Origin of the sequence: Robiginitalea marina, assembly GCF_024006985.1 — a bacterium.
Lineage (GTDB): Bacteria > Bacteroidota > Bacteroidia > Flavobacteriales > Flavobacteriaceae > Robiginitalea > Robiginitalea marina.
Window position 1 is genome coordinate 1 of sequence record NZ_JAMXIB010000004.1, and the last position, 25,372, is coordinate 25,372.

25 protein-coding genes are annotated in these 25,372 nt (G+C 55.7%); 8 read left to right on the top strand and 17 right to left on the bottom strand.

All coding sequences use genetic code 11. The features are described from left to right. Positions 1-198: 198 nt before the first annotated feature. The 4 genes from NG653_RS06035 to purN all read right to left on the bottom strand — a co-directional run bounded on the left by NG653_RS06035 (position 199) and on the right by purN (position 4,350). A complete protein-coding gene (locus tag NG653_RS06035; protein ID WP_252740785.1) occupies positions 199-2,097 on the bottom strand; it encodes an amidophosphoribosyltransferase in 1,899 nt (632 codons plus the stop codon). A gap of 33 nt (positions 2,098-2,130) precedes the next feature. After that, positions 2,131-3,057: a PfkB family carbohydrate kinase gene (locus tag NG653_RS06040; RefSeq protein ID WP_252740786.1), complete on the bottom strand. Its 927-nt coding sequence runs from the start codon at positions 3,055-3,057 to the stop codon at positions 2,131-2,133. 78 nt (positions 3,058-3,135) lie between these two features. Beyond that, on the bottom strand, positions 3,136-3,771 hold the full coding sequence (locus tag NG653_RS06045; protein ID WP_252740787.1) for a ribonuclease H1 domain-containing protein: 636 nt from the start codon (positions 3,769-3,771) through the stop codon (positions 3,136-3,138). A gap of 3 nt (positions 3,772-3,774) precedes the next feature. Further along, positions 3,775-4,350 carry a phosphoribosylglycinamide formyltransferase gene (gene purN, locus NG653_RS06050; protein ID WP_252740788.1) on the bottom strand — a complete coding sequence of 192 codons (576 nt, stop codon included), beginning with the start codon at positions 4,348-4,350 and terminating at the stop codon, positions 3,775-3,777. Positions 4,351-4,496: 146 nt separating this feature from the next. On the opposite strand from purN, the gene NG653_RS06055 reads away from it, so the two are divergent. The 5 genes from NG653_RS06055 to pyk all read left to right on the top strand — a co-directional run bounded on the left by NG653_RS06055 (position 4,497) and on the right by pyk (position 8,846). Then, positions 4,497-4,733: an acyl carrier protein gene (locus NG653_RS06055; protein WP_252740789.1), complete on the top strand. Its 237-nt coding sequence runs from the start codon at positions 4,497-4,499 to the stop codon at positions 4,731-4,733. Positions 4,734-4,840: 107 nt separating this feature from the next. Next, positions 4,841-6,091, top strand: coding sequence for a beta-ketoacyl-ACP synthase II (fabF, locus tag NG653_RS06060; RefSeq protein ID WP_252740790.1), 1,251 nt, complete (start codon positions 4,841-4,843; stop codon positions 6,089-6,091). A 6-nt stretch (positions 6,092-6,097) separates the two neighbouring features. Then, the gene (gene rnc, locus NG653_RS06065; protein WP_252740791.1) at positions 6,098-6,832 is read left to right on the top strand and encodes a ribonuclease III; all 735 of its coding nucleotides are present in this window, start codon (positions 6,098-6,100) and stop codon (positions 6,830-6,832) included. A gap of 104 nt (positions 6,833-6,936) precedes the next feature. Further along, positions 6,937-7,398, top strand: a complete 462-nt coding sequence (locus tag NG653_RS06070; RefSeq protein ID WP_252740792.1) for an IPExxxVDY family protein — start codon at positions 6,937-6,939, stop codon at positions 7,396-7,398. A gap of 5 nt (positions 7,399-7,403) precedes the next feature. Continuing rightward, positions 7,404-8,846, top strand: a complete 1,443-nt coding sequence (gene pyk, locus NG653_RS06075; protein ID WP_252740793.1) for a pyruvate kinase — start codon at positions 7,404-7,406, stop codon at positions 8,844-8,846. A 5-nt stretch (positions 8,847-8,851) separates the two neighbouring features. Here pyk and dinB read toward each other — a convergent pair whose 3' ends face one another. After that, entirely contained in the window at positions 8,852-9,952 is a 1,101-nt protein-coding gene (gene dinB, locus NG653_RS06080; RefSeq protein ID WP_252741025.1) for a DNA polymerase IV, read from the bottom strand. 26 nt (positions 9,953-9,978) lie between these two features. On the opposite strand from dinB, the gene NG653_RS06085 reads away from it, so the two are divergent. Genes NG653_RS06085 through NG653_RS06095 form a run of 3 tightly spaced genes read left to right on the top strand, consistent with a single transcriptional unit; the run spans position 9,979 to position 11,626 of the window. Beyond that, positions 9,979-10,683, top strand: coding sequence for an NAD(P)H-binding protein (locus tag NG653_RS06085; RefSeq protein ID WP_252740794.1), 705 nt, complete (start codon positions 9,979-9,981; stop codon positions 10,681-10,683). Beyond that, a complete protein-coding gene (locus NG653_RS06090; protein WP_252740795.1) occupies positions 10,680-11,153 on the top strand; it encodes a CYTH domain-containing protein in 474 nt (157 codons plus the stop codon). Before NG653_RS06085 ends, NG653_RS06090 begins: the two co-directional genes overlap by 4 nt. Further along, positions 11,141-11,626: a YciI family protein gene (locus tag NG653_RS06095; RefSeq protein ID WP_252740796.1), complete on the top strand. Its 486-nt coding sequence runs from the start codon at positions 11,141-11,143 to the stop codon at positions 11,624-11,626. Before NG653_RS06090 ends, NG653_RS06095 begins: the two co-directional genes overlap by 13 nt. Before the next feature lie 2 nt (positions 11,627-11,628). On the opposite strand, the gene pheS is transcribed toward NG653_RS06095, so the two are convergent. From pheS to NG653_RS06155, 12 genes are all read right to left on the bottom strand, one after another. Beyond that, positions 11,629-12,648 (bottom strand): phenylalanine--tRNA ligase subunit alpha, encoded by a 1,020-nt coding sequence (gene pheS / locus NG653_RS06100; protein WP_252740797.1) that lies wholly within the window; start codon positions 12,646-12,648, stop codon positions 11,629-11,631. Positions 12,649-12,767: 119 nt separating this feature from the next. Continuing rightward, positions 12,768-14,636 (bottom strand): SulP family inorganic anion transporter, encoded by a 1,869-nt coding sequence (locus NG653_RS06105; RefSeq protein WP_252740798.1) that lies wholly within the window; start codon positions 14,634-14,636, stop codon positions 12,768-12,770. 99 nt (positions 14,637-14,735) lie between these two features. Further along, positions 14,736-15,362, bottom strand: coding sequence for a carbonic anhydrase family protein (locus NG653_RS06110; RefSeq protein WP_252740799.1), 627 nt, complete (start codon positions 15,360-15,362; stop codon positions 14,736-14,738). Positions 15,363-15,374: 12 nt separating this feature from the next. Beyond that, complete coding sequence (locus tag NG653_RS06115) at positions 15,375-16,958, bottom strand: SulP family inorganic anion transporter (protein WP_252740800.1); 1,584 nt, start codon at positions 16,956-16,958, stop codon at positions 15,375-15,377. Between the two features lie 60 nt (positions 16,959-17,018). Continuing rightward, positions 17,019-17,285 carry a hypothetical protein gene (locus tag NG653_RS06120; protein ID WP_252740801.1) on the bottom strand — a complete coding sequence of 89 codons (267 nt, stop codon included), beginning with the start codon at positions 17,283-17,285 and terminating at the stop codon, positions 17,019-17,021. 106 nt (positions 17,286-17,391) lie between these two features. Beyond that, positions 17,392-18,162: a tetratricopeptide repeat protein gene (locus NG653_RS06125; RefSeq protein ID WP_252740802.1), complete on the bottom strand. Its 771-nt coding sequence runs from the start codon at positions 18,160-18,162 to the stop codon at positions 17,392-17,394. 2 nt (positions 18,163-18,164) lie between these two features. Then, positions 18,165-19,949 (bottom strand): BatD family protein, encoded by a 1,785-nt coding sequence (locus NG653_RS06130; protein WP_252740803.1) that lies wholly within the window; start codon positions 19,947-19,949, stop codon positions 18,165-18,167. Then, positions 19,950-20,780 (bottom strand): tetratricopeptide repeat protein, encoded by an 831-nt coding sequence (locus NG653_RS06135; RefSeq protein ID WP_252740804.1) that lies wholly within the window; start codon positions 20,778-20,780, stop codon positions 19,950-19,952. Further along, positions 20,781-21,827, bottom strand: coding sequence for a VWA domain-containing protein (locus NG653_RS06140; RefSeq protein ID WP_252740805.1), 1,047 nt, complete (start codon positions 21,825-21,827; stop codon positions 20,781-20,783). It lies immediately after the preceding gene. Positions 21,828-21,834: 7 nt separating this feature from the next. Continuing rightward, positions 21,835-22,836: a vWA domain-containing protein gene (locus NG653_RS06145; protein ID WP_256470431.1), complete on the bottom strand. Its 1,002-nt coding sequence runs from the start codon at positions 22,834-22,836 to the stop codon at positions 21,835-21,837. Continuing rightward, the gene (locus NG653_RS06150; protein ID WP_252740806.1) at positions 22,833-24,491 is read right to left on the bottom strand and encodes a hypothetical protein; all 1,659 of its coding nucleotides are present in this window, start codon (positions 24,489-24,491) and stop codon (positions 22,833-22,835) included. The genes NG653_RS06145 and NG653_RS06150 overlap by 4 nt, the downstream gene beginning before the upstream one ends. Then, complete coding sequence (locus NG653_RS06155) at positions 24,492-25,358, bottom strand: DUF58 domain-containing protein (RefSeq protein WP_252740807.1); 867 nt, start codon at positions 25,356-25,358, stop codon at positions 24,492-24,494. It abuts the gene before it with no gap. Between the last annotated feature and the right edge of the window lie 14 nt (positions 25,359-25,372).

A 25,372-nucleotide genomic window follows, 5' to 3' on the forward strand; every position in this document is an offset into this window, starting at 1 on the left:
AGGGGGGCTGGGGTTGGTTCCTGTAAAAAAAGGTGGGAGTGACCCCACCTTTTTTCCCCAAATCTTACCATGAACTTAACCTACTTATGCTATGGCCTTCCGAAGGTAGGGCGGTAACCCTTCGGGATTCGCATATGCCGACGAACGGCCAAAAATACCGACAAAACGCACAAAACAAGGCTTTAAGGACCTCAATTGTCAGTAGGCCCGTTGGTTTTTGCCTTCATAGAAGTTCACGAATGCCCGGTTTACCACCCGGTTTCCTCCCGGGGTGGGATAGTCGCCCGTGAAATACCAGTCGCCCAGGTTATTTGGGCAGGCCTTGTGGAGGTTTTCGATGGTTTGGTAAATGATTTCCACTTCTGCCCTTATTTCCGGGGGACTGAGCAGGGTGGCTATTTTACGGGAGATCTCCTCTGGCGTGAAGGGCTCGTAGAATGCTTTCACGTGGTTTACGGCCTCGGTATCGGGCACCTCCGATTCGGCCTTGCATTTTTTGTAGATCGCATCAATGAGGTCTTCCTGTCCGCGGTCGCGGTGGAGTTCCAGGGCGGCCCGGAAGGCGATAAAATCTTCCAGCTTCGCCATGTCGATGCCGTAACAATCGGGATAGCGGATTTGCGGGGCCGAGGAAATCACCACGATTTTATCGGGGTTCAGGCGGTCGAGGATACGCAGGATGCTCTTGCGTAGGGTGGTGCCGCGCACGATGCTGTCGTCGATAATCGCCAGGTAATCCCCTTTTTTAACGGAGCCGTAGGTAACGTCATAGATGTGGGCTACCAGGTCATCGCGGCTGCTGTCCTGGGTGATGAAGGTCCGGAGTTTGGCGTCCTTTATGGCCACTTTTTCAATTCGGGGCCGGCTGTCGAGGATGCGGTGGAGCGATTCCCGGTCCATCCCCGGCCCCAGGGCCAGGATTTGTTCCTCTTTCTTTTTGTTCAGGAACGATTGCGCCTCCCGGATCATCCCCAGGAAGGAGGTCTCTGCCGTGTTGGGGATGTAGGAAAACACCGTTTTGTCGAGGTCATAGTCTATGGCCTCCAGGATCTGTGGAAAAAGGAGTTTCCCCAGGTCCTTGCGTTCCTGGTAGATTTCCCGGTCGCTACCCCGGGAGAAGTAGATGCGCTCGAAGGAGCAGGCCTTGCGCTCGCGCGGCTCCTGTATCTCCTCGATGGTTACCCTGCCGTCCTTCTTAATAATAATGGCATTCCCGGGAGGGAGTTCCCGTACCTCCTCGTAGGGGACGTTAAAGACGGTTTGTATGGCCGGGCGCTCCGAAGCGACCACCACCACTTCGTCATCCTGGTAGTAATAGGCCGGGCGGATGCCAGAGGGGTCCCTCAGCACAAAGGCATCCCCATGCCCCAGCATCCCTGCCATGGCATATCCGCCATCCCAGTTTTTGGACGATTTCCTCAGGATTTTCCCGATTTTGATCCGGCTGGCGATCAGGGGGGAAGCCTCCATCTTGTTGTAGCCCTCCTTTTTGATGTCTTTGTACAACTTGGCCACGGCGTCATCGAGGAAGTGGCCTATCTTCTCCATCACGGTAATGGTATCGGCCATCTCCTTGGGGTGCTGCCCCAGCTGCACCAGGTTTGCGAACAATTCCTTTACATTGGTCATGTTGAAATTCCCGGCGACGATAAGGTTGCGGTGCATCCAATTGTTCTGGCGCAGGAACGGGTGCACGCTCTCGATGCTGTTCTGGCCGAAGGTCCCGTAACGGACGTGGCCCAGCAGTAGTTCCCCCACGTAAGGGATGTTCCGCTTCAGCCAGGGGACATCATTTGCCGATTCCGGGTTATCCCTCAGGGAGGTGTTGATGCGCAGGTTTATTTTGTCGAAGATATCCTGTATGGGCTGGGACTCTATCGACCGGATACGGCTCATGTAGCGCTGCCCCGGCTGCATGTCGAGTTTGATGCTCGCCAGTCCGGCCCCATCCTGCCCACGGTTGTGCTGTTTCTCCATCATGAGGTACATTTTGTTCACCCCGTAAAAGACAGAGCCGTATTTCTCCTGGTAGTATTCCAGGGGCTTTAGCAGGCGGATGAGGGAAATCCCACATTCGTGTTTGATGGCATCACTCATGCTGTCGGTATTAAAAAAACCCCGTATTTGGGGTTATTGTACTTCAAAATCAAACTGGGTCAGTTCCCTGAACTGTTCCAACCTGCTGGCAATCTCAGCAGAATTAAGGTTCAGCAGGCGTTCAGTACCGAACCGTTCCACGGCAAAGGAGGCCAGGTTGGCCCCGTGGATCACGGCGTTTTTAAGGTTTTCGAATGAAATATTCTGCGACTCTGCCAGGTAACCGGTAAACCCCCCTGCAAAAGTATCCCCGGCCCCGGTGGGGTCAAAGACCTCTTCCAGCGGAAGGGCAGGCGCGAAAAAGATCCGGTCTTCATGGAAGAGCAAAGCCCCGTTTTCACCCTTTTTGATCAGGACGTAGGCGGGCCCCATCTGGCTTATTTTGGCGGCGGCCCTTACCAGGGAATATTCTCCCGAGAGTTGGCGGGCTTCTTCATCATTGATTGCAATAACATCTACCCTCGAAATTACATCCAGCAGAGAATCCCAGGTATGTTCCATCCAGTAATTCATGGTGTCGAGCACAGTGAGCTTCGGTTTGGCCTCCAGCTGGTCCAGTACCTGCATCTGTATTTCCGGATGCAGGTTGCCGAGCATGACCACATCGGCATTGCGGAAGGCTTCCGGGACCCTGGGCCTGAAATCCGAAAGCACGTTGAGTTCCGTAGCCAGGGTGTCCCTTTTGTTGAGGTCGTGCTCGTAGCGGCCGCTCCAGAAGAAGGTCTTGCCCCCCTCCACCACTTCCAGGCCGGAAATGTCTATGTTCCTGTCCCGGAACAGTTTCAGGTATTTGGAGGGGAAATCGCCCCCCACCACTGAAACCAGGGCCGGCCTGACGTTGTAAAACGAGGCGGCAAGGCCAATAAAAGTAGCTGCACCGCCCAGGATTTTATCGGTTTTTCCGAAGGGGGTTTCAATGGCATCAAATGCCACGGTCCCGATTACCAGTAGCTTTCCCAAACCTTTTGTTTAAATGTGCTGCAAATATACGCTTTTGGATGGCGATACCTAGCCTTTTGGCCGGGGTGGCCCCAAAGGCTATTTCCTGCCAAAGTCTGCAGGGATTTCCCCCCAGGCCCTGGTTTCCCATTTTACCACAGGGGTTGTATAGGTGTGGGTCCGGAGCCATTCCTCAGCCCTCCGGACCATGTCGAATAGTTGCCGGTTGTTCTCGGATTCTTCGAGGCGGGTATTGCATTTTTTTCGACTGACCCAACTGATGGCCGTTTTGGAATCCGAATAGAGGATGCGGTCACTGCCTTTCTTTTTCAGGTAGGCCAGCCCGTGCACAATGGCAAGGAACTCCCCGATGTTGTTTGTCCCCTCGGGGAATGGCCCCTGCCTGAAGAGCCTTTGCCCGGTGCGGGTATCCACCCCCTGGTATTCCATTATCCCGGGATTGCCGCTCGAAGCCGCGTCTACTGCAATGGAATGGTAATTGGGCACCCCGACCCTTTTAAGGACTGCCGGATTCCTGCCCTTACCCGGGGGGCGCTCGCGTTGTACCTGTTCATAGGGGGCCTTATAGGCTTTTTCGGCTGCTGTCCGGGTGGGAAACCCCATGTAGCGCGCCCCGGGGAAACCTTCGATTTGCGCCTTGCAGGCCGCCCAACTGGAATAGATCCCCGGGGTTTTCCCGTTCCAGACCACATAAAACTGGTTTTTTTGGGCCATGGATCAGGGGAATAGGAGGGATGCTATGGTTTTTGGAAAGTATTCGTACTCCAGTGTATGGATTTTTTGGGCAAGGCTTTCCGGGGTCTCTTCCCGGGAAATGTCCACCTCCTTCTGCAACACGATGGCACCTTTGTCGTAGGCCTCGTTTACGTAGTGGATTGTAATGCCCGAGCGGGACTCCCCTTCTTCCAAAACAGCCCGGTGCACGTGCATCCCGTACATCCCTTTACCTCCGAATTTTGGCAGGAGGGCCGGGTGGATGTTTATGATTTTGTGCGGATAGGCCTCAACCATGGGCGCAGGGATTTTCCACAGGAAACCCGCAAGCACGATCAGGTCGGGGGAAAGTGCGTGCAGGAGGGCCATCAGGCCCTGCCCTTCCTGCCAGGCAGCCCTGTTAAAACAAAACAGGGGCAACCCCAGGCGGGCACACCGCTCCACTACCCCTGCCCCGGGGTTGTTGCAAAACACCCCTGCGATGCGGACCTTCGGATCATGCTGGAAATACAAATGGATGTTTTCAACATTAGATCCTGATCCTGAGGCGAATAATACCAAGTTTTTGGGGTTGTCCATGTAGGGGTCCGGAAGGTGAAAATCAAGGGCAAATTTAACATAGTTGCACCTAAAATGTGTATATTGGAGGACATTTTGTCGGCAAAAGGTGGTTTTACACCAAAGTTTTTTATTTTTGCCATCATTTTAATTTAAAACCTTACAATATGTCAGACATTGCATCAAGAGTAAAGGCTATCATCGTAGATAAGCTGGGTGTTGACGAAAATGAGGTGGTTGCTGAGGCCAGCTTCACCAACGACCTGGGGGCAGATTCATTGGATACCGTGGAGCTGATAATGGAATTTGAGAAGGAATTCGATATCCAAATCCCTGACGATCAAGCAGAAAATATTGCAACTGTTGGCCAGGCAATCAATTATATTGAGGAGGCCAAAAATTAATGACATCATACCTTTAAGATTTGAAATTATCCATGCGGCAATCGGGCTGCGTGGATAATTTTTTTTAATTTACGCTTGGGTTAGGCAGCAACTAAACAGATTCGTTCATGCAATTAAAACGAGTAGTAGTTACCGGTCTGGGAGCCCTTACGCCCATAGGAAACACTGTTGCGGAATACTGGGAAGGGCTGAAGAACGGGAAAAGCGGATGTGCCCCGATCACCTATTTCGATACAGAAAAGTTCAAGACAAAATTTGCCTGTGAACTGAAGGGGTTCGATCCCCTGCAGTTTTTTGACCGCAAGGAGGTAAGGAAGCTCGACCGTTTTGCCCAGTATGCCCTCGTCTCTTCGGATGAGGCCATAGCTGATTCAGGCCTCGATCTCGATACGCTCGACAAATTCCGGGTTGGGGTCATCTGGGGGGCCGGGATCGGCGGGTTGGAAACGTTCCAGACCGAGGTCCTCAATTTTGCCGAAGGTGACGGTACCCCGCGCTTCAACCCCTTTTTCATCCCGAAGATGATCGCCGACATCGCCCCCGGGAATATCTCTATCAAACACGGCTTCATGGGGCCGAACTATACCACGGTCTCCGCCTGTGCCTCCTCGGCCAATGCCCTGATCGACGCCCTGAACTACATCCGTCTGGGGTACTGCGACGTGATTGTCGCGGGAGGCAGCGAGGCTGCTGTGACTATAGCCGGTATGGGCGGGTTCAACGCCATGCACGCCCTTTCCACGCGCAATGAAAGCCCGGAAACCGCTTCCCGCCCTTTTGACGCCACCCGCGACGGCTTTGTGCTGGGCGAAGGGGCCGGGGCCCTGATTTTGGAGGAATACGAACACGCCAAGGCCCGGGGCGCTAAAATTTACGCCGAAGTCGCCGGGGGAGGGCTCTCCAGCGATGCCTACCATATGACAGCCCCGCATCCTGACGGCATCGGGGTGGTGAGGGTAATGGAAAACTGCCTGAAGGATGCCGGGATGGCCCCCGGGGAGGTAGACGCCATCAACACCCACGGCACGTCCACACCCCTGGGGGATGTTGCGGAACTCAAGGCGATCTCCAGGGTTTTCGGGGCCCATGCACCGGAGATCAACATCAACTCGACCAAGTCCATGACCGGCCACCTGCTTGGGGCCGCCGGGGCCATCGAGGCAATTGCCTCCATCCTGGCCATGGAACATAGCCTGGTGCCCCCGACCATCAACCACACCACGGTAGACGACCAGATCGACCCCAGTTTGAACCTGACCCTGAACAAGGCCCAGCCCCGGGAGGTGAACGTCGCCATGAGCAATACATTTGGTTTTGGGGGGCATAATGCCTGTATTGTTTTTAAGAAAATAGGATAAATACCTATGACATTCCCCGGAAACATTTTCAATTCCCATCCCAAAGAGGATGGGGATTTTTTTTTGGGGATGACCAGGATTCTCGGGTTTAAGCCGAAAAAGATCGAACTCTATAAAAGGGCCTTCTTACATCGTTCAGTGAACAGGAAGGATAAAAACGGGCACCCCATGAATTACGAGCGGATGGAATTCCTGGGCGATTCCATGCTGGGGACCATCATTTCGAAACACCTCTATAACGAAGTGCCCGGGGGCGATGAGGGATACCTGACCAAAATGCGGTCAAAAATCGTCAGCCGGAAACACCTCAACGAGCTGGGGAAGGACCTTGGCTTGCTGAATTATCTGGAGAGCCGGATCCCGAAGGAGCATTTTGGGGAAAACATCTACGGCAACGTTTTCGAGGCGCTGGTGGGGGCCATTTACCTCGACCGGGGGTACGACTACTGCGAACGGTTTATACAGAACAGGGTCATTGAGCCCTACGTCGACATCGAACAACTGGAAGGCCAGGTCATCAGCTATAAGAGCCTTGTGATTGAATGGTGCCAGAAGCAGAAAAAGGAGTTCCGCTTTGAGGTGTATGAGGATACGGGCCGGGATGCCCTGAAGCATTTTGCCGTGAAATTATGGATCGATGGGCAGATCAGGGCCAAAGCCAGGGCCACCTCCAAAAAGAAGGCGGAGGAGAAGGCTTCCAAGCGGGCTTTTTTCGCCCTTCAGGGCAAAAGGAAAAAATAGCGCCCGCTACTACAACGTTTTCGGGCCTGATACACATTGCTTTCACCTTTGCCCAGTAGGTGGTTTTCCGCAGAACCTGTATCTTTACCTTTCGTGATAAAGCGATGGGAGCTTTGGAGGAATTTTGGGAGAGTCTCCTCGATGAGGCCTCATACAGCCTGTTTGCCATCCACAGCAATGTAGAGGACCACGCCATGGCGTATGTCCTGAACGAGGCTTGTGGCCTCAGGCTGAAACGGACCCCCCGTGACCTGGAACTCGTGAAGCAGGGGGTGTTTACCGTATTTTCCTGGAAGGATGAAGCTTCGTTCAGGGAGTGGACCCTCTTCCGGAACCCGGGGAGGGATGCCATGGCAAACCCTTCTGAAGGGCTCTTTGCCGGGGAAACCACCCTGAAGCGGCCTTACCTGGTTCCCGAAAAGAAGGAGGTCGATTACTTCCTGAAACTCGAAGGGGAGGAGCAGGAACTGAAAGTCCTTTCCCTCTTGCTGGCGCTCCCCAGGGTAATTACTGCCTACCGCCTTGACACTTCCAAACTAAAATCCAGATACAACCTTATTTACTAGAGCCTATGCCCAATAAGAAGAAGACAAAAATCGTGGCCACCCTTGGTCCTGCAACCAGCAGGAAAGAGGTCCTGCGCGATATGATAAACGCCGGGGTGGATGTGTTCCGCATCAACTTCTCCCATGCCGATTATTCCGATGTGGAGGCGCGCATCCGGATGATCCGTGAACTCAATGAGGAGCTCGGGGTTTCCACCGCTATCCTGGCAGACCTGCAGGGGCCTAAACTCCGGGTGGGGGTGATGTCGGGGGAGGTTGTGGTGGACCCCGGGGACGAGATCACCTTCAGGACCGGAAAGCCCTTTGAGGGGACTGCGGAAGAGGTCTACATGAACTATGAAAATTTCCCCAGGGATGTGAATCCCGGGGAGCGGATCCTGCTGGATGACGGAAAACTCATCTTCGAGGTCCTGAAGACCAACCGAAAAGACAGTGTCAGGGCCAGGGTTGTCCAGGGCGGCCCCCTGAAATCCAAAAAAGGGGTCAACCTGCCGAACACCAATATCTCGCTGCCAGCCCTTACGGAGAAGGATATGAAGGACGCCATTTTCGCCATTTCGCAGGACGTGGACTGGATCGCCCTCTCCTTTGTGCGGTTCAGCCAGGACCTTATTGACCTTCAGCAAATTATCGAAAAGCACGCCCCCCATAAAATCCCGATCATCGCGAAGATCGAGAAGCCCGAGGCGGTGCAGAACATCGACAAGATCGTGGCCTATTGCGACGGCCTGATGGTGGCCCGGGGCGACCTGGGCGTGGAGGTGCCGGCCCAGGAAGTCCCGCTGATCCAGAAAAAGCTGGTCCTGCGGGCCAAAAAGGCGCGCATCCCGGTCATCATAGCCACCCAGATGATGGAATCGATGATCACCAGCCTAACCCCAACGCGGGCCGAGGTTAACGACGTGGCCAATTCGGTCATGGACGGGGCCGATGCCGTAATGCTTTCCGGGGAGACCTCGGTGGGGAATTACCCGGTACAGGTCATCGAGAAAATGACCAGCATCCTGACCAGCGTGGAAGGGTCTGAGCTGATCAAGGTACCCCAGGAGCCCCCCCATGTCAGGACCAAGCGCTACATTACAAAGTCTGTTTGCTACCACGCGGCCCTTATGGCCAACGAGATCAAGGCCAAGGCGATTTCCACCCTCACCAACAGCGGGTACACGGCCTTCCAGATTTCAGCCTGGCGGCCCAAAGCCCATATCCTCGTGTTTACCTCCAACAGGAAGATCCTCTCCCAGCTGAACCTGCTCTGGGGGGTAAAGGCCTTTTATTACGACCGCTTCGTTTCGACCGATGAAACCATTGAAGATGTGAACCGCATCGCCTGTGAAAAGGGCTTCCTCGAGGCAGGGGATATGCTGATCAGCCTGGCCGCCATGCCCATCCGGGATAAGGGGATGGTCAATACCCTCCGGGTTACGGAAATTGAAAGCTGTTCTTTTTAAAGGCCTTAAAAGCCAAAACTCAACTGCACGGAAACCGAGCCCTCCCCGGGCCCGGTTTTTTCTTTTTCCGTATTGAGGTTTGAGAGGGCAATGCCGATCAGGCGTACCGAATCCTGCAGGGGCTCCTGGTAAAGCAGCTCCCTGGCCGCTTCGAGGATCAGGTCTGCAGAAGCGAGGTAATAGGGATGGGTCTTGCTGCGGGTCTGTAACCTGAAATCGCTGTATTTGATTTTCAGGGTGACTGTTTTCCCCGACCTTTTTCGCGCCTTCAGCCGCCCTTCCAACTCGGTTGCGATTGCCTGAAGCCGCTCGAGCAGGAAGACTTCGCTGCTGAGGTTTTCAGAAAAGGTACGCTCGGCCCCTACGGATTTCGGCACCCGGCTGGGTTGCACCGGGCTGGGGTGGATACCGCGAACCACCTGGAAATAGTGGTTCCCCACCTTCCCAAAATGCGACGTGAGTTCCTCCAGCGAGCGCCGTTTCAGGTCGGCCCCGGTGAAGATTCCCAGGGCGTGCATTTTTTCGGCCGTTACGCGGCCGACCCCGTGAAACTTTCGGATTTCCAAAGACATCAGGAACGGTTCCACGGCTTCCGGGGGAATGGTTTTCTGCCCGTTTGGCTTGTGGATCTCGCTGGCCATTTTCGCAAGGAACTTATTGATGGAAATCCCGGCGGAAGCGGTAAGGCCTGTTTTTTCAAAGATTCTCTGTCGGATTTCCCGGGCGATCAGGGTGGCAGAGGGCAGGCCTTTCTTGTTTTCGGTTACATCCAGGTAGGCTTCGTCCAGGGAGAGCGGCTCCACCAGGTCGGTATATTCCAGGAAGATTTCCCGGATTTGGAGGGAAACTTCACGGTAGCGTTCAAACCGGGGCTTTACAAAGATGAGCCCCGGACAACTCCTACCTGCCAGGGCACCGCTCATAGCCGATCGGACCCCGTATTTCCGGGCCTCATAACTGGCGGCGGCCACCACCCCTCTCTTGTCGCCACCTCCCACGGCTACAGGCTTTCCCCGAAGCGACGGGTTGTCCCGTTGCTCCACGGAAGCAAAGAAGGCATCCATGTCCACATGGATGATCTTGCGCAGGGTCCCGGCCGATTCCATATTCAAATTTACGGTATATTTAGAGGATGGAAGGCGGAAAGAAAAAGGCCATCGTCCTCGGGGCTACAGGCCTTGTCGGCGGCATCCTCACACGGCGGCTCCTGGAGGACGGGCGTTACGGGGAGGTCTTGGTTTTTGCCCGACGTCCCATGGGGCTGGCCCATCCAAAGCTGAAGGTGGTCGTGGCCGACCTCCTGGAACTGGCGGGGCAGGAGACACAGTTCACGGCAGACGAAGTGTATTGCTGTGTGGGGACAACCCGGGCCAAAACCCCCGATAGGACCCTTTATGCTGCCGTGGATAAGGGGATCCCGGTTGCTGCGGCAAAACTGTGTGTGGCCAGGGGTATCCCGTCACTGTTTGTGGTATCGGCCCTTGGGGCGGATACGGCGAGCCGGTTTTTTTACAACCGGGTCAAGGGCGAAATGGAGGAGGCGGTCTTGAAGCAGGGCCTGCCGCGGGCGGTTTTCCTGCAACCGTCCCTTATCGGGGGAGCCCGGAAAGAAAACCGTCCCGCGGAAAGGGTGGCCAGGGCGCTGATGGGTATTTTGGCCCCCCTGATGGTAGGCCCCCTGTCCAGGGCGCGCATAATTTCCGCATCGGATATCGCCGATGCCATGTTGTGGCTGGCCAACCATCCCGGGGGCGGGCCGCGCATAACTTCGGAGCACATCCGGGCCCTGGCCGGGCGGGAACAGTTGCGCCGGGCAGAAAAAGAATGTGATTCATGATAGAAATCGAACGCAAATTCCTGGTGAAGGATACCGGGTACCGCGAGGCGGCAACCTCCCGGATCCACCTGGTCCAGGGGTTTCTGAGCACTGACCCGGACCGGACGGTGCGCATCCGTTGCATCGGGGAACAGGGCTTTATCACCATCAAGGGAAAGACCTTCGGGCATGGGACGTCCCGGGCAGAGTGGGAGTACGATATCCCCCTGGAGGAGGCCAGGGAGCTGCTCTCGATCTGCCTTCCCGCGACCATAGAAAAAACCCGCTACCAGGTCCCCGTGGGCGAGCACACTTTCGAGGTAGATGAGTTCCTGAAGGAGAACCAGGGGCTGGTCCTGGCGGAAGTGGAACTGTCGGGGGAAGCGGAAGACTTTCCCCGTCCCTCCTGGTTGGGGGAGGAAGTGACCGGTAAACCAGAGTATTATAATTCCCAGCTCAGCCTGAACCCCTATTCAAAATGGAAAAAATAGTTCGCATGCTTTCCTTTTTGGCCCTGTTGGCTTCCTGCAGGCCAGACAACCCGCAACCTGTCGGCAGCGCCGATCCAGCCCCCGCCCCCGTTTCACAAACCATGGATTCCCTGCGCGCCAGGGGGTACCAGGTATTCGACTATGTGGACCCGGAAACGGGCGATACCCTGGTGATGCAGCAGTACTTCATGGTTTTCCTCAAACGCGGGCCCAATCGCTCGCAGAGCCCCGGGGAGGCCGACAGCCTGCAGGGGTTGCACCTGGCGCATCTGGCGCGGATGTACCGGGAAGGGTTTGCGGACATTTCCGGACCTTTCGGCGATGAGGGGGAAATCCGCGGAATTACCATCTACAATACCACAACCCTTGAGATGGCCGATAGCCTTGCAAACCTCGACCCCATGGTGCAGGCCGGGCGGCTGGCCATTGAGGTGCACCCCTGGTGGGCAGCCAAGGGGTATTCGTTGCGTTAGGCTTACACGATGCTTTTGAATTGTTTGAGGAAGCGGAGGTCGTTTTCGCTCAACAGCCTGATGTCCGAAACCTGATAAAGCAGCAGGGCGATCCGGTCAATCCCCATCCCAAAGGCAAACCCCGAGTATTCCCTGGAATCAATGCCACAGTTGTCCAACACGTTGGGGTCCACCATCCCGCAGCCCATGATCTCCAGCCAGCCCGTGCCTTTGGTCATCCGGTAATCGGTTTCGCTTTCCAGCCCCCAGTAGACATCCACCTCAGCGCTGGGTTCGGTAAACGGGAAATAGGAGGGGCGCAGCCTGATCTTCGATTTTCCGAAAAGGGCCGTGGTAAAATACTGCAGGGTTTGCTTCAGGTCAGCAAACGAAACGCCCTTATCGATATAGAGCCCCTCAACCTGGTGGAAAAAACAGTGGGAACGGGCAGAAATGGCCTCATTGCGGTAGACCCTTCCGGGGGAAATGGTCCGGATCGGGGGGGTATGGTTTTCCATGTAACGGACCTGTACGGAGGAGGTGTGGGTCCGCAGCAATATATCCGGGTCAGTCTGGATGAAAAAGGTATCTTGCATATCCCGGGCAGGGTGGTGCTCGGGCAGGTTCAGGGCGGTGAAATTATGCCAGTCGTCCTCGATTTCCGGTCCTTCGGAAACTGTAAAACCGATACTGGAAAAAATATCGATGATCTGATTGCGGACGATAGAAACCGGGTGCCGCGCCCCCAAAAGCAGGGGTTCCCCCGGTCGGGTAAGGTCCCCGAAAAGGTTTTCGGAGGGTTCCCCCGCCTGCAGTCCTTCCCTGAGGGTGGCTATTTTTTCCGTGGCGGCTACCTTCAGTTCATTTACTGCCTGGCCGAAATCTTTTTTCTGGTCGTTCGGGATGTTTTTCAACTCCTGGAAAAAGGTATTCAAAAGGCCTTTTTTCCCGAGGTATTTAATCCGGAAGGCTTCGATCGCCTCTGGGGTCTCTGCCGAAAAAGCCCTGACGGCTTCAATGTGTTCTCTCAGTTGGTCAATCATGGTACTGGCCGGTTTGGCATATGCTGGGCTTACAGCCCTGTGCTCGGGCAAAGGTAAAACTTTTCCCCGGCTCCCCGCCCATCCCCTGGCAATGCGTTGGGGTCCGGGGAAGGCAATTTTCAAGGGACTACATCTGCGACGTTTTCCTGAACCCAGGCCACGCACTGGGCGAAATCCCTGAAGATATGGGTTTCCGGCACCAGGTCTGGGATAATGTCGATACGCTCCATCATATATCGGGGTTGCTGCATGATGTTTACCAGCAACACGGTAATCTTCTTGCTTTCCAGGTCTCTGAGCACCTCTTCCATGGCATAGAGCCCTGATTGGTCCATGTAAGGGACCCGGCCCAGGCGGATAATCACTGTGGTGGCGGTTTTCGGGATTTGTTTGGCCAACTGCTGGAATTCCGTGGTGGTGCCGAAAAACAAAGGGCCTTTAAGGTGCTTGATGAATACTTCCTCTTCCAGCCTCGAGGGGAAGATTTTTTCATCGGGCCAGGAATGTTCCCGCTTCAGGGGGAATACATCGGACTGTATTGCCGTGAGGTCCCCGATTTTTTTCATAAACATCAGGGAGGCAATGACCAGGCCCACACCAACCGCATACACCAGGTTCCAGAAGGTTGAAAGGAGTATCACCACAATCATGATCAGTACTTCGGAACTTATTTTGAAGGGACCCAAACGGATGTCGCGCGGGAGGGTGGCAATGGCTTTCAACCCCTTGTAATCCATTACGCTTATCCCTACCGTGATCAGGATCCCTGCAAGGACGGCAGCCGGAATTTGGGAAGCCACCGGCCCAAGGACCAGCAAGATGAGCAGCAGGAGGACGCCTGCAGTCATCCCGGAAAGCCGGGTTACCCCCCCGGCTTTGATGTTCACCACGGTGCGGATGGTCGCCCCGGCCCCGGGGAGGCCCCCGAAAAGGGCAGCTACACTATTGCCTATGCCCTGGCCTATAAGTTCCCTGTTTGGGTTATGGGTGGTGCGGGTCATGTTGTCGGCGACCACCGAAGTCAGGAGGGAATCTATGGCCCCCAGCAGGGCCAGGGTAAAGGCGGTAAAAAGGTAGGGGGTCACCGCAGAAGCGCTGAACCCCGTGAACATGCTGAACTCGGGAATAGGGAAGCCCTCGGGGATTGACGCAATGGGCCGGTATTCGAGCCCCGCGGCATAGGCAACTCCTGAAACCAGAATCAGGGCCACCAGGGTGCTGGGGACTGTCGTGGTGATTTTTTTGAACCCGTAAATAACCGCAATGGTAATGGCACAGAGCAGGAATTCCAGCCAGCGGATATGGGACAGGGCCCTGGGAAGCGACCGGATGGCCCCGATCACCCCCGAGGCGGCAGCGCCGGCAACGGTTTTGGATTCTTTCATAATGTCTTCCTCCGTAATGGTTTCAGCGCGTCGGATCGTTTCCCCGAGGTGATCCACCCTGAGGAGGTCATCCCCGGTTTCCTCCGTAAGGATTTTCTCCAGCAGGACTTCCTGGGCATAAGGCCTGAACCGGCTGACAAATTCTGCATCTTCTTCGGGGTAATAGCCCAGGGCGGGCAGCAGCTGGGTGATGATGATGATCAGCCCGATGGCAGTCATGAACCCCGAAACGACGGGATAGGGAATGTAGCGGATGTATTTGCCCATTTTCAGGAACCCCAGGCCAACCTGCATCAGTCCGGCCAGCAGGAAGACCATCAGGATGCCCGGCAGGGCCTGGCTTACCACCCCGTTGTTCAGGGCGATGAGTTCTGCAATAAGCACCATGCTCACGGCCGTCATCGGGGCGGTGGGCCCTGAAATCTGGGTGGGGGTACCCCCGAAAAGCGCCGCAAAAAAACTGAGAAAAATGGCCCCGTACAGCCCTGCACTCGGGCCCAGGCCGGAGCTTGCCCCAAAGGCAAGGGCCAGGGGGAGGGCTACAATCCCGGCGGTAATACCGCCAAGGAGATCGCCCCTGAAATGCGCAAAAAAGTGTTTCATGCCGTAACCGTCCTTATCAAAATTAAGGCAATTTAGAAACAATCCGGTTCAGCGGCCTTTTATTTTGCCTCTCCGGGCTATGGGCGGGCCAAAAGTCGGTCAGAGGAAGGTCACCTTCCCGTTGCTCAGGTCGTACATGGCCCCGACAATGGCAATTTCGCCCACCTCTTCCATGTCGTACAGGATCTTGCTTTGGGACCGGATGTCGTCAATGGCCATTTTTACGTTCATTTCGGCCACGGCATCGACGAATTTCAGGTTTTGGGAGGTCCGGAGTTTTTCCTCTTTGGGCTTTTTCACCGCAGCCACCGCCGGTTCGATTTTATGGATCAGGGAAGTCAGGTGCCCGAGCCGGGCATGGTCGCAGGCGCCTTTGATCGCCCCGCAGCTGGTATGCCCAAGGACCACCAGCAACTTGCTTCCCGCAAGCTTGCAGGCGAACTCCATGCTCCCCAGGATATCCTGGTTGACGAAATTCCCGGCGATCCGGATGCTGAAGATGTCTCCCAGTCCCTGGTCGAAGACCAGTTCGGCCGAAACCCTTGAATCGATGCAACTCAGGATGGTGGCAAATGGGAACTGGCCGTCAGCGGTTTCGTTCACCTGCTCCAGCAGGTTCCGGTGAGCTTTCAGGTTGTTCTGGAACCGTTTGTTCCCCTCTTTCAAAAACTGCAGGGCTTTTTCAGGGGTCATGGTGGCCTGTGTTTCTCGGGTATGTGCTTTCATGGGATGTCGGGGTTAGGTGGTATTTTTTTGCTGGAGGTTGAAAAATTCCAGGTAGCTCATGGGGTTTTTAACCGAGCCCTTGTCTGAAATGAGCAGGACGTCTATGTTCCGGTCCCGGGCCTTAAAGGAAAAATCATCCAGGATTTCGATAATATCGTAATCCAGGTAACGGGTACTGCGCACGTCCAGCTCGAGGAAGGTGTTTTTGGGAAGCCGGTCCAGTTCATTCAAAATGGCCCCTTTGTTAAAGAACGTGACTTCCTCGGCCAGGGTCATCCGCACCCTGTGGACCCCGTTGCTTTTATCCAGGATATGCAGGAAGTGGCTGTTCTGGTAACTTTTGACCAGGATTACCACAATGCCCACGCCCAGGCCCAGGCCAATACCCACCAACAGGTCGGTGAACACGATCCCCCCAACAGTGGCCGCGAAAGGGACAAATTGTTTCCAGCCCAGGGAGTACATGTGGCGGAACAGCGAAGGCTTGGCCAGTTTGTAGCCCACCAGGAAGAGCACTGCAGCCAGGACTGAAAGGGGGATCATATTCAGCAGCCGCGGGATGAGGATCACGGAGACCAGCAGGAGGAAGCCGTGAATGATGGCCGACGCCTTGGTGCGCCCCCCTGACTGGATATTTGCCGAACTGCGGACGATGACCTGGGTTACGGGCAGGCCGCCGATCAGGCCCGACAACATGTTCCCGGCCCCCTGGGCCAGGAGTTCCCGGTTGGTGGGGGTCACCCGTTTCATGGGGTCGATCTTGTCGGTTGCTTCCACGCACAGGAGGGTTTCCAGGCTGGCAACCAGGGCGATGGTAAAGGCAGTGATCCAGATTTCAGGCTGCCCGATCACCCCGAAATTCGGAAAGCTGAACTGCGCCAGGAAGGAAGACGCGTCTTCGGGGATGGGTACGTTCACCAGGTGCTCGGCAGCGATCCCCAGGGTTTTATTTCCTTTGGTGAGGGCATGGAAAAGGATCCCCAGGACCACGGCGACCAGGGGTCCCTGGACAAGCTGGAACACCCGGTGTTTTTTGGAGAGGACCCGGTCCCAGAGGATAAGGATCCCAAGGCCCACAAGGGCAATCAGGGTGGCGCCCGGGGAGATGTTCTGGAACGCCCTGAGGATCTCCGAAAAGGTGGTTTCCCCATCGACCTGGAAAAAGGCGAAGTCACCTTCCGGGTCTGCGTCATACCCGAAGAAATGGGGGATTTGCTTCAGGATAATGATGATGCCTATACCGGTGAGCATCCCCTTGATGACCGAGGAGGGGAAATAATAGCCGATAATGCCTGCTTTCAGAACGCCGAACAGCAATTGGATGGCCCCCCCCAACACCACGGCCAGGAGGAAGTTCTGGTAGCCCCCAAGGGTGCCGATGGCCGTCAGCACAATGGCGGCCAGGCCCGCGGCCGGGCCGCTTACCCCAACTGCCGAGCCGCTCAGGGCTCCCACCACGATGCCCCCAACGATCCCGGCAATAAGGCCTGAAAAGAGCGGGGCCCCGCTGGCCAGCGCAATCCCCAGGCAGAGTGGGAGGGCCACAAAGAAGACGACAATACTGGCAGGCAGGTCCTGCTTCAGATGCTTGAACATGTGAGATAGGATTTGGCGGCCCCTGGGGCACGCGGGTTAAATGGTCAGGGGGGAATGGGATCAGCAGCCGGGCTTTCCCTCCGGAGGGGGGGAGGCCACTTCCCAAATCAGCTCCGGCAATTTTGGCCGGGGGTGTGCGTCCTGCGCAGCCAGTTTTTCCTGTTCCCCGGGCTGGGACAACCACGACTCGGGCAAGTCGGGGGATTCTTCGCAGCCATCCTTTTTTTCACCCTCCCCGGGTTCTTCCTCCCCTGTGCTGAAGGATACCGCAAGGGAAGGGTCATCAGCCGCACAATACAGGGCAGGGGGTGCCAGAATAGAAAACACCCACACACAAAGCATGTATGTGACTACAAAACGGGGAATCATTTTAATTGGCTTCCCTTCAAAGATAACAAGATATGGGAGACTGCCCCCGTTTTGCCGAAGTTCTTTAGAAGTCTTTCAGCAGGCGGAGGGAGGAAGACGGGGCCCAGCCGATTTGACCATCGGCCAGCCGTATTTTACGCCACTGGCCCAGGGAATCTTCCACCTGCACGCGGGTGCCCTCGTGTAACAGGAATGCTTCCTGGCTTTCCGGGTTGGGTTCGGACCGGACCGGGAGTTCCCGGGCAAATATAATGGCCGGCTGGTCCTGCTGGTAGGCCCTCAGTTGCAGGTACGAAAGTGCCGTGCTCAACAGGCCCAGCCCGAGGGCAGCGAGGCTTCCGAGCAGGGCGATGCGCTTGCGGTTCGGGGTCCTGAAAACCAGGAACATTACGTAACCCGCCACAAACAGGATCACCAGGAAAACCCCAAGATAGGCCCACTGGTTCGTAGTCAGTGCAAAAACCACCTTCTCGAAGAAGCGCTGCAGGTCGGTCTTCGGGATGGGGCTGATGGCGTCCAGGGTCATATTCCGGGCAAAGGCGAGGTTGTTGAGGACCTCCGGGTCTCCCGGTTCCAGTAGCAGGGCCTTCTCGTAGTAATAAATGCTCGGGGCGATTTCATTGTTCTTGTAATGCGCATTGGCCAGGTTAAAATAGAGCGCGGCAGAATGTTGGCCTCCCTCCAGGATTTCCTGGTAAAGGGAGATGGCCCTGTCGTATTCGCCCTGGTTGTAGGCTTCAGTAGCCTGGTCAAAAAGGGCTTCCCCCTGTGCCTTCCCGGTGGCCGTAAGGAAGAGGGCCAGCACTGCAATGCAAATTTTCAACGGCAGTTTCATGCTTACAATTCTTTATCCAGGGCCGTGATGACTTCCCCGGCTTTCTGGTAATCCTGCTCCATCTGAACCTGTGAGAAGGGGCTGTACCTGGCCCGTTCACAATTTTCCAGGAGGCTTACAAAGCCTGCAATGGTAGGCTCCTTTACTTTTTTCTCCGAAAGCAGGCTATGGATTTTATCCTTGCTGAACTCTGAGGTTTCGATGGACAGCTTGGCTTTCAGGTAATTGTGCAGGGCCTTTTCCAGGGCTACATAGAAGGCTTCTTTGTCTCCCAGGGCCGTTTTGGCCCTGGAGAGGTACTTCCGCGACAGGCGGTTTGCTTTCTTGATGCGCATCCCTTCAAAATCGGCCTCCCGTTCCTTTTGTTTTTTGCGAAGCACCAGGAAAAGCGGGATCAGCAGCAAGGGGCCCAATAACCAGGCGAGATGGCTGACGGAACCGAAGAAAGGGGTCCATTGCCTGGCCTGCAACCCTGGCCGGAGTTTCAGGAAATAGAACTGTTCCCCGGCCTGTACGGCCTGCCTGGCCGGCTCCTGCCCGGTTGCAGGAGGGGTTACTGCGGCCACCGGGCCCTCCTCCACATTTATGGTGATTTCCTCTGAACGAAGCACCTCGTATTGCTCTGTTTTAGGGTTGAAATAGGAAAATGAAAGGGAGGGGATGGGGTACTTGCCCTGGAAGGAAGGGACGATGGTGTATTCCTCCGTCACGCTGCCCTGCATCCCGGCTATGGTGGTTCGCACAGATTCTGAAAACTCGGGTTCATAGACTTCCAGGGAACTGGGGAGGGTCAGCCGCGGGAGCTGGAAAAGTTTCAGGTTCCCCTTCCCCGAAACGCTAACCCTGGCCTGAAGGGATTCCGAAGCATTGAGGACCTCCTTGGTGGTGGTAACCCCGAAGGTAAATTCCCCCACCGCCCCGCTGAACCCCTCGGGTTTCCCTGCCTCCGGCAGCGGCCTGACCTGGATGGTCCGCTGCCCTGCAGAAACGACCTTGTTGGCCCTGCCGTAGATGCGGTTCCCGAAGAAATCCACTTTTTCCGTGGGTACTTCCAGGGAAACGTCCAGGGCCAGGGGCTCTATTTCCAGGGCCCCGCTTTTCTGCGGATACAGGACTACCCTCTTCAAAATGACATAACGGTATGGTTTCCCCTCGAACAGGCCTTCTTCCACCTGATAACGGGTCAGCGGGATGTCCTGGCTCCAGAAATTGTTGTACTTCGGGTTGTCGAGGGGCCTGAAATTCGAAACGTTTACGGAGGGGCTGACATAGAGTTTATAAACCACGCTCACCGGTTCGTTCAGGTAGGGGTCTGCCCTGGAGACTTCAGCCACCAGGTGCAGGCTTTCGTCAGCAATCTGGTCCACAGACGGGGCCCCGTTAGGGTTGCTGACGGCATCGGTTACAGTGACTTTTTTCGGGCTCGTCTTATAGGTATTCCCCTCGATTTCGATGCTCGCCTGGCCGATGGTCAGCTGCCCCTTGGAAAGGGGCTGGAGCACATAAGAATACGTTTTGGAGTAGGAGCGGACCCCGTTGATCCAGGAGGAGCTGATGGCCTGGGAAGGGCCCATAAGCACCCGGAACCCGTCGAAGGCGGGTGGGATGAAATTATCCCCATCGCGGTTCATCACAAAATCAGCCGTCAGCCTTTCATTCACCCCAAGGCGCTCCTTGCTCAGCTCCAATTCGAAGGTAACCGACTGTCGCGAATCCTGGGCCGGGGCATTGGCAGCGGAAAGCGCAAGGCAGAGCAGCATGAAGATATGTAGGCCCGGGGCTCGCATTTACCAGTCTTTCTCCTTTTTTACTTTGGGTCCTTTCACCTTTTGGGCATCGATCTTTTCCTTGACCTTTTTTTCTTCGTTTTCCATGGCTTCCAGCAGGTTCTCAATCTGTTGGGGGGAAAGCTGATTCGGACGTGGCGGCTGCTTTTGGTCCGGTTCGGACTCCTCGGGTTTCTGGCCTTTCTCCTCCTTCTGCTCGCCGTCCCCTTCTTTGTTCTCTTCCTTTTCAGAATCCCCGTCCTCGGGTTTCTGGTCCTGGTCCTGCTGCTGGTCCTCCCCTCCCTGGTTCTGGTCCTGGTTTTGGTCTTGCTGTTCTTTCTGGTCCTGCTGGTCCTGATCTTGGTCGTCCTGGTCGTTTTGTTGCTGCTGGGGGTCTTTTTTGAGCAGTTCCTTCGCCAGGGCAAGGTTGTAGCGGGTTTCTTCGTCTGTCGGGTTGTTCCTCAGCGCTTCCTTGTAGGCTTCCACGGCCTTTTCATATTCCTTCCGCTGCATGTATACATTCCCCATGTTGTGGAAGGCCATGTGTTTCTCCGGCTTTTCTCCGGCCCGTTCCCCCGCTTCCCTGAACCGCCCGAAAGCCTCCCCGTAACTTTCCTTGCGGTAGTAGGCACTTCCCAGGTTATAGGGGGCCGCGGCATTCTCCTCACTTTTGGCAATGGCCCTGCGATATTTGGCCTCTGCCCCTGCGAAGTCGTCGGAGGAAAGGTCTTTGCCGGCCTCCCGGGTGAGGTCACGGGATTCCTGCAAGGCCCTGGGGTCGGGTTGCTCCTCCTGTTGCGACTGCAGCAGGGAAGGCGATAAAAGCCCGAGGATGATCAGCAGGTATTTCATTCAGGCGGCATTTTTTTCGTTGAACAAATCCAATTTTTTCAGCCAGGCTGTTTTGCGTTCCAGTACAAAGATATCGAGAAAAAGGACCAGGAGGGCAGCCCCCAGGAACCACTGGAACTGGTCTTTGAATTCTGCAAACTGTTTGGCCTCGAATTCCTTCTTGTCCATCCGCTCCAGAATATCCCTTACGGCAGCCACGGCCTCTTGCGTATTTTCGCCCCGGAGGTATTCGCCATTGCCCTGCTCGGCTATACCCTGGAGAATCTCCTCATTCAGGCGGGTAATGACCACTTCCCCTTCGGCATCCTTTTTCAGGCTTTCCAAAACCCCGTTCCGTTTAATGGGTATTGGGCCGCCCTTTTCCTGCCCCACGCCCAGGGTAAAGATCCGGATGCCCTGTTCCACAGCCAGGTCCACGGCATCGGTGACCCCGCCTTCCGAATGGTCCTCCCCGTCGGAGATGATAAACAGCACGCGGTTGGTCTGCTCTTCATCGTCAAAATAAGTGGAGGCCAGTTTTATGGCTTCGTCAATAGCTGTTCCCTGGGACGAAAGCATGTCGGTATTCATGCTTTGGAGGAACATCTTGGCGGCGCTGTAGTCTGTGGTGATGGGCAATTGGGGAAAGGCCTGTCCGGCATAGGCAATGATGCCCACCCGGTCGCTGCCCAGTTCGTTGATGATTTCCGAAACCAAACGCTTCGCTTTTTCAAGCCGGTTCGGGGCAATGTCCTCTGCCAGCATGCTCATGGAAACATCCACGGCAAAAACGATGTCTACTCCTTCCCGCTTAACCGTTTCCAGTTTGGTCCCCATTTTGGGGTTTACCAACCCAAGGGTCAGCAGGGATATCCCCAGCAACAGCATGAAGAGTTTCAGGTGGGGCTTGAAAAAAGACCGGTCAGGCGCGAGTTGCCGCAACAGGGCAGGCTCCGCGAACCTGCGTTGCGCACGGCGCTTCCACCACAGGTGAGCGAAATACAACAGCACCAGCACCGGGATAAGCCCCAGGAGGTAGAAATACGCTTTTTCTTCGAGTTGTATCATATGCAGGTCAGATAAAACTCCTGAATACCGTTATCCGCAAAACCCATTCCAGCAGGAGCAGGCCACCGGCCAGGAGCACCCAGGGGCGGAAGCGTTCTTCATAGCGGTAGTATTTGAATTCTTCTATTTCCGTTTTCTCAAGCTTGTTGATCTCATCATAAATCGTTTCCAGGGTTTCATTGTCGGTGGCCCTGAAATATTCCCCCCCGGTGGCTGTGGCGATGTCCTTCAGCAGGGCCTCATCGATCTCCACCTCCCGCATCCCGTACCGGAAGGTGCCGTCGGCATTATAGCCGATAGGGGAAAGCGCATTGCCATTGGTGCCCAGGCCGATGGTATAGGTCTTGATGTTGTATTCCAGGGCCATGTCTGCAGCGGTTTGGGGTTCTATAAACCCCGCATTGTTTACCCCGTCGGTCAGCAGGATGATCACTTTGCTGATGGCTTTGCTGTCCTTCAGGCGGTTTACGGAGGTGGCCAGCCCCATGCCGATAGCGGTCCCGTCGCTGAGCTGTCCGTAGGTAATGTCTTCCAGGGCGCTGAGGACAATGCGTTTGTCGCTGGTAATCGGGGTTTTCGTATAGCTTTCCCCCGCATAAACCACCAGGCCTATCCGGTCGCTGGGGCGTTGGCGTACAAACTCGGCGGCAACCTCCTTAAGGGCGGAGAGGCGGTTGGGGCGCAGGTCCCTTGCGAGCATGCTGGAGGACACGTCTATAGCCATCACGATATCGATTCCCTTGGTGGTTTTGGTACGGGTCGAAATATTTTCCGTTTGCGGCCTGGCCAGGGCCGTAATGACTGCGGCCAGGGCGAGCAGGCGCAAAATGAAGGGCAGCGGACGCAGGCGGCTTACCAGCGAGGGGGTTGAAAACGCCCTGAGGCTCGAAATCCGAAGGGTGGGCAACTGTTGTTTCCGCCTGAAGAAATACCAAAGCAGGGCCACTGGCAGCAGTAAAAGCAGCCAGAAGAACTCAGGGTTGGCAAATTGAATATCGGGCCCTATCATACAACGGTTTTAACTTCCACAGTGTTCAGGATTCGCTCCACGATTTCCTCGGCATAGGAATCCCCCTCTTCCCAGGAGAGGAATACCTGTTGCAGGAATCCATTGCCCCCAAAGAGAAGCAGGGTATATTTTCCCTTAAGGTAATTCCCGGAGCCGGGTTGTTTGAATTCGCCCCGTCCGAAGACCTTTACCCCTTTCACCCCGGAAACGGTAGTGAATTCCTCTTGCTTGGTGATGATGTTCCGGGCTCCGTTGCGTTCCATTCCCACCAGGGCCTGGTCCACGGCGGCTTCAAAATCCGGGGGGGTATCGGCCTGGTTAAAGGTGGTGGAAATTGCCGAGATCGACAGGTGTGCTTTGGGGTTGTCGTAGGCAAAGGCATCCAGGTCGCTGATGGCTTCCAAGGCTTCCGGCGGCAGGGGAACTTCCCTGCGCACCAAAACCTCCGGGGTTTCCAGCAGAATAGGGGGGTAGCCGTAGGAACTCGCTATCCATTCCCCTTGCAGCAGCGATTTGGAGGGGGTTCCAAAAAGGGAGTCCTTAACGTTCTGTACCCCGAAGTACGCCACGGAAGCCACCAGGGCAACCAGGAGCACCGCCCCGGCAGCCATGGCTGCTATGCGGATTTTCTTTCGTTTTTTTCGGGCCTCCCATTCCTTGCGGTAGGCTTCCTGCTGCAATAATTCTTCCTCTGTGGGTTCCGGCAGGGCTTCCCGGGTTTTCTGAACGATTTGTTCCACCTGAAGCCGGTCTTGCTCGGCTGCCCTGAGTTCCGGCCTTGAACGGGCAAACTTTACCAGGTCGGCCGTTTCCAGGATTTTCTGGAACTGCACCAGGGTCTGTTCATCCAGTTTCAATTTGCCCGCGTCCCTGAGGAGCTCCAGTTTCTCCAGCAATTGGGCGGTAGTGCTTTCCAGGGCACTTATGTGCACTTCCTCTTCCAGGTAGGCCCTTACGATACCCGTCAGTTCAGTGTAATATTGTTTGTACTCCTCCTGTATCAGGTACCTCGATTGCTCCAGGCGCTTCAGCTCGCGCATGGCCCGCTCAAAAGGGGGCAGGAGCGCTTCGGCTTCCTGCTCCGAAAGGCGGTTTTTCCGCAAAAAGTACCAGGCAACGCCTGCCGCGGCCAGCAAGACGGCCAGAATGCCCAGCAACCACTTCAACCAACCCGGGATTCCCGCCTGCACTTCCATCATGGGCTTGATGTCATACATCTTTTGGTTTACGGTATCCACGGGTACGGTGGCTACCGATATCAGGAGGGAATCCGTGAAAAAACCGCGCCCGTCAATTTCGATACGCTGGGTGGGCAGCAGGTACGAGCCGGAGTCAAACTGGGTAAGGGCATAGGTTTTTTGGAGCAGCATCCGGTCCATTTTTCGGGTGGTGTCCGTTTTGAAGGCCTCCACGGTCTCCAGGGGGGAAAAGGTCTGCCCTTCCGGGAAAATCACCTGGGCTGTGGTATCCACTTCCACGGCAACCGTCCAACGGATTTGTTCCCCTATGCGTATGGAGGCGGTATCGACCCCGGATTGCACCCGTGGGGCCTCCTGCGCCTTCAGCAGCAACGGGAGGGCCATAAAGGCCGCGAACAGCAAAGCCCTGGACCAGTACGCCATGTCCCACGAACCATATGTGCCGGTTTTCTTCATTCAGGCCCTTCGTTTAAAATATCCCAACAGCTTTCGCACATAGCTTTCATCTACCCGGCAATCGAGTTGCCCGCATCCGGCCCGGGTAAACGTGTCGCGGAAATAGGCCACCTGCTCCGCGTATCGGGACGCGTAGGCGTCCCTTACCTGGCGCGAACCGGTGTTGACCCATTGGGTATGCCCGGTTTCGGCGTCGCTCATGGCCACCACCCCGAGGTTGGGGAGGGATACTTCCATGGGGTCATAGACCCTGATGCCCGTCAGGTCGTGCTTTTTCCCGGTGATCCGGAGGTTGTGCTCGTAGTCTGCCGCCATGAAATCGGACAGCACGAAGACGATGGATTTTTTCTTTAGCACGTTCGAAAGGAATTTCAGGGCCCCGGAAAGGTCGGTAAGGTGGCTTTTGGGCTCGAACTCCAACAGCTCCCTGATAATCCGCAACACGTGGCTTTTTCCTTTTTTGGGGGGAATAAAGAGCTCTACCTGGTCGGAGAACAGGATCAGCCCCACCTTGTCGTTGTTCTGCAGGGCCGAGAAGGCCAGGGTAGCGGAGATCTCGGTCAGTATATATCGTTTCAGCTGGGCCACCGTACCAAAGAATTCGGAGCCTGAAACATCGACCAGGAGCATCATTGTAAGCTCCCGCTCTTCTTCCCATACCTTAACAAAAGGTTCGTTATACCGGGCGGTGACGTTCCAGTCGATACTCCGCACATCGTCTCCGAACTGGTATTGCCGGACTTCGCTGAAGGTCATTCCGCGCCCCTTGAAGGTGGAATGGTATTCCCCCCCAAAAATGTGATCGGAAAGACGACGCGTCTTTATCTCGATCTTTCGGACTTTCTTTAATAGCGCTTTGGTATCCATGACCGTTCACGGGT

Coding starts and splice junctions, on each gene's coding strand:
- fabF (WP_252740790.1), top strand. CDS start 4,841: ATGCAATTAAAACGAGTAGTAGTTACCGGTCTGGGAGCCCTTACGCCC.
- NG653_RS06135 (WP_252740804.1), bottom strand. CDS start 20,780: ATGAAATACCTGCTGATCATCCTCGGGCTTTTATCGCCTTCCCTGCTG.
- NG653_RS06070 (WP_252740792.1), top strand. CDS start 6,937: ATGGGAGCTTTGGAGGAATTTTGGGAGAGTCTCCTCGATGAGGCCTCA.
- NG653_RS06140 (WP_252740805.1), bottom strand. CDS start 21,827: ATGATACAACTCGAAGAAAAAGCGTATTTCTACCTCCTGGGGCTTATC.
- NG653_RS06045 (WP_252740787.1), bottom strand. CDS start 3,771: ATGGCCCAAAAAAACCAGTTTTATGTGGTCTGGAACGGGAAAACCCCG.
- NG653_RS06130 (WP_252740803.1), bottom strand. CDS start 19,949: ATGCGAGCCCCGGGCCTACATATCTTCATGCTGCTCTGCCTTGCGCTT.
- NG653_RS06125 (WP_252740802.1), bottom strand. CDS start 18,162: ATGAAACTGCCGTTGAAAATTTGCATTGCAGTGCTGGCCCTCTTCCTT.
- rnc (WP_252740791.1), top strand. CDS start 6,098: ATGACATTCCCCGGAAACATTTTCAATTCCCATCCCAAAGAGGATGGG.
- NG653_RS06085 (WP_252740794.1), top strand. CDS start 9,979: ATGGAAGGCGGAAAGAAAAAGGCCATCGTCCTCGGGGCTACAGGCCTT.
- NG653_RS06145 (WP_256470431.1), bottom strand. CDS start 22,836: ATGATAGGGCCCGATATTCAATTTGCCAACCCTGAGTTCTTCTGGCTG.
- purN (WP_252740788.1), bottom strand. CDS start 4,350: ATGGACAACCCCAAAAACTTGGTATTATTCGCCTCAGGATCAGGATCT.
- NG653_RS06090 (WP_252740795.1), top strand. CDS start 10,680: ATGATAGAAATCGAACGCAAATTCCTGGTGAAGGATACCGGGTACCGC.
- NG653_RS06115 (WP_252740800.1), bottom strand. CDS start 16,958: ATGTTCAAGCATCTGAAGCAGGACCTGCCTGCCAGTATTGTCGTCTTC.
- dinB (WP_252741025.1), bottom strand. CDS start 9,952: ATGGAATCGGCCGGGACCCTGCGCAAGATCATCCATGTGGACATGGAT.
- NG653_RS06095 (WP_252740796.1), top strand. CDS start 11,141: ATGGAAAAAATAGTTCGCATGCTTTCCTTTTTGGCCCTGTTGGCTTCC.
- pyk (WP_252740793.1), top strand. CDS start 7,404: ATGCCCAATAAGAAGAAGACAAAAATCGTGGCCACCCTTGGTCCTGCA.
- pheS (WP_252740797.1), bottom strand. CDS start 12,648: ATGATTGACCAACTGAGAGAACACATTGAAGCCGTCAGGGCTTTTTCG.
- NG653_RS06035 (WP_252740785.1), bottom strand. CDS start 2,097: ATGAGTGATGCCATCAAACACGAATGTGGGATTTCCCTCATCCGCCTG.
- NG653_RS06110 (WP_252740799.1), bottom strand. CDS start 15,362: ATGAAAGCACATACCCGAGAAACACAGGCCACCATGACCCCTGAAAAA.
- NG653_RS06150 (WP_252740806.1), bottom strand. CDS start 24,491: ATGAAGAAAACCGGCACATATGGTTCGTGGGACATGGCGTACTGGTCC.
- NG653_RS06055 (WP_252740789.1), top strand. CDS start 4,497: ATGTCAGACATTGCATCAAGAGTAAAGGCTATCATCGTAGATAAGCTG.
- NG653_RS06155 (WP_252740807.1), bottom strand. CDS start 25,358: ATGGATACCAAAGCGCTATTAAAGAAAGTCCGAAAGATCGAGATAAAG.
- NG653_RS06105 (WP_252740798.1), bottom strand. CDS start 14,636: ATGAAACACTTTTTTGCGCATTTCAGGGGCGATCTCCTTGGCGGTATT.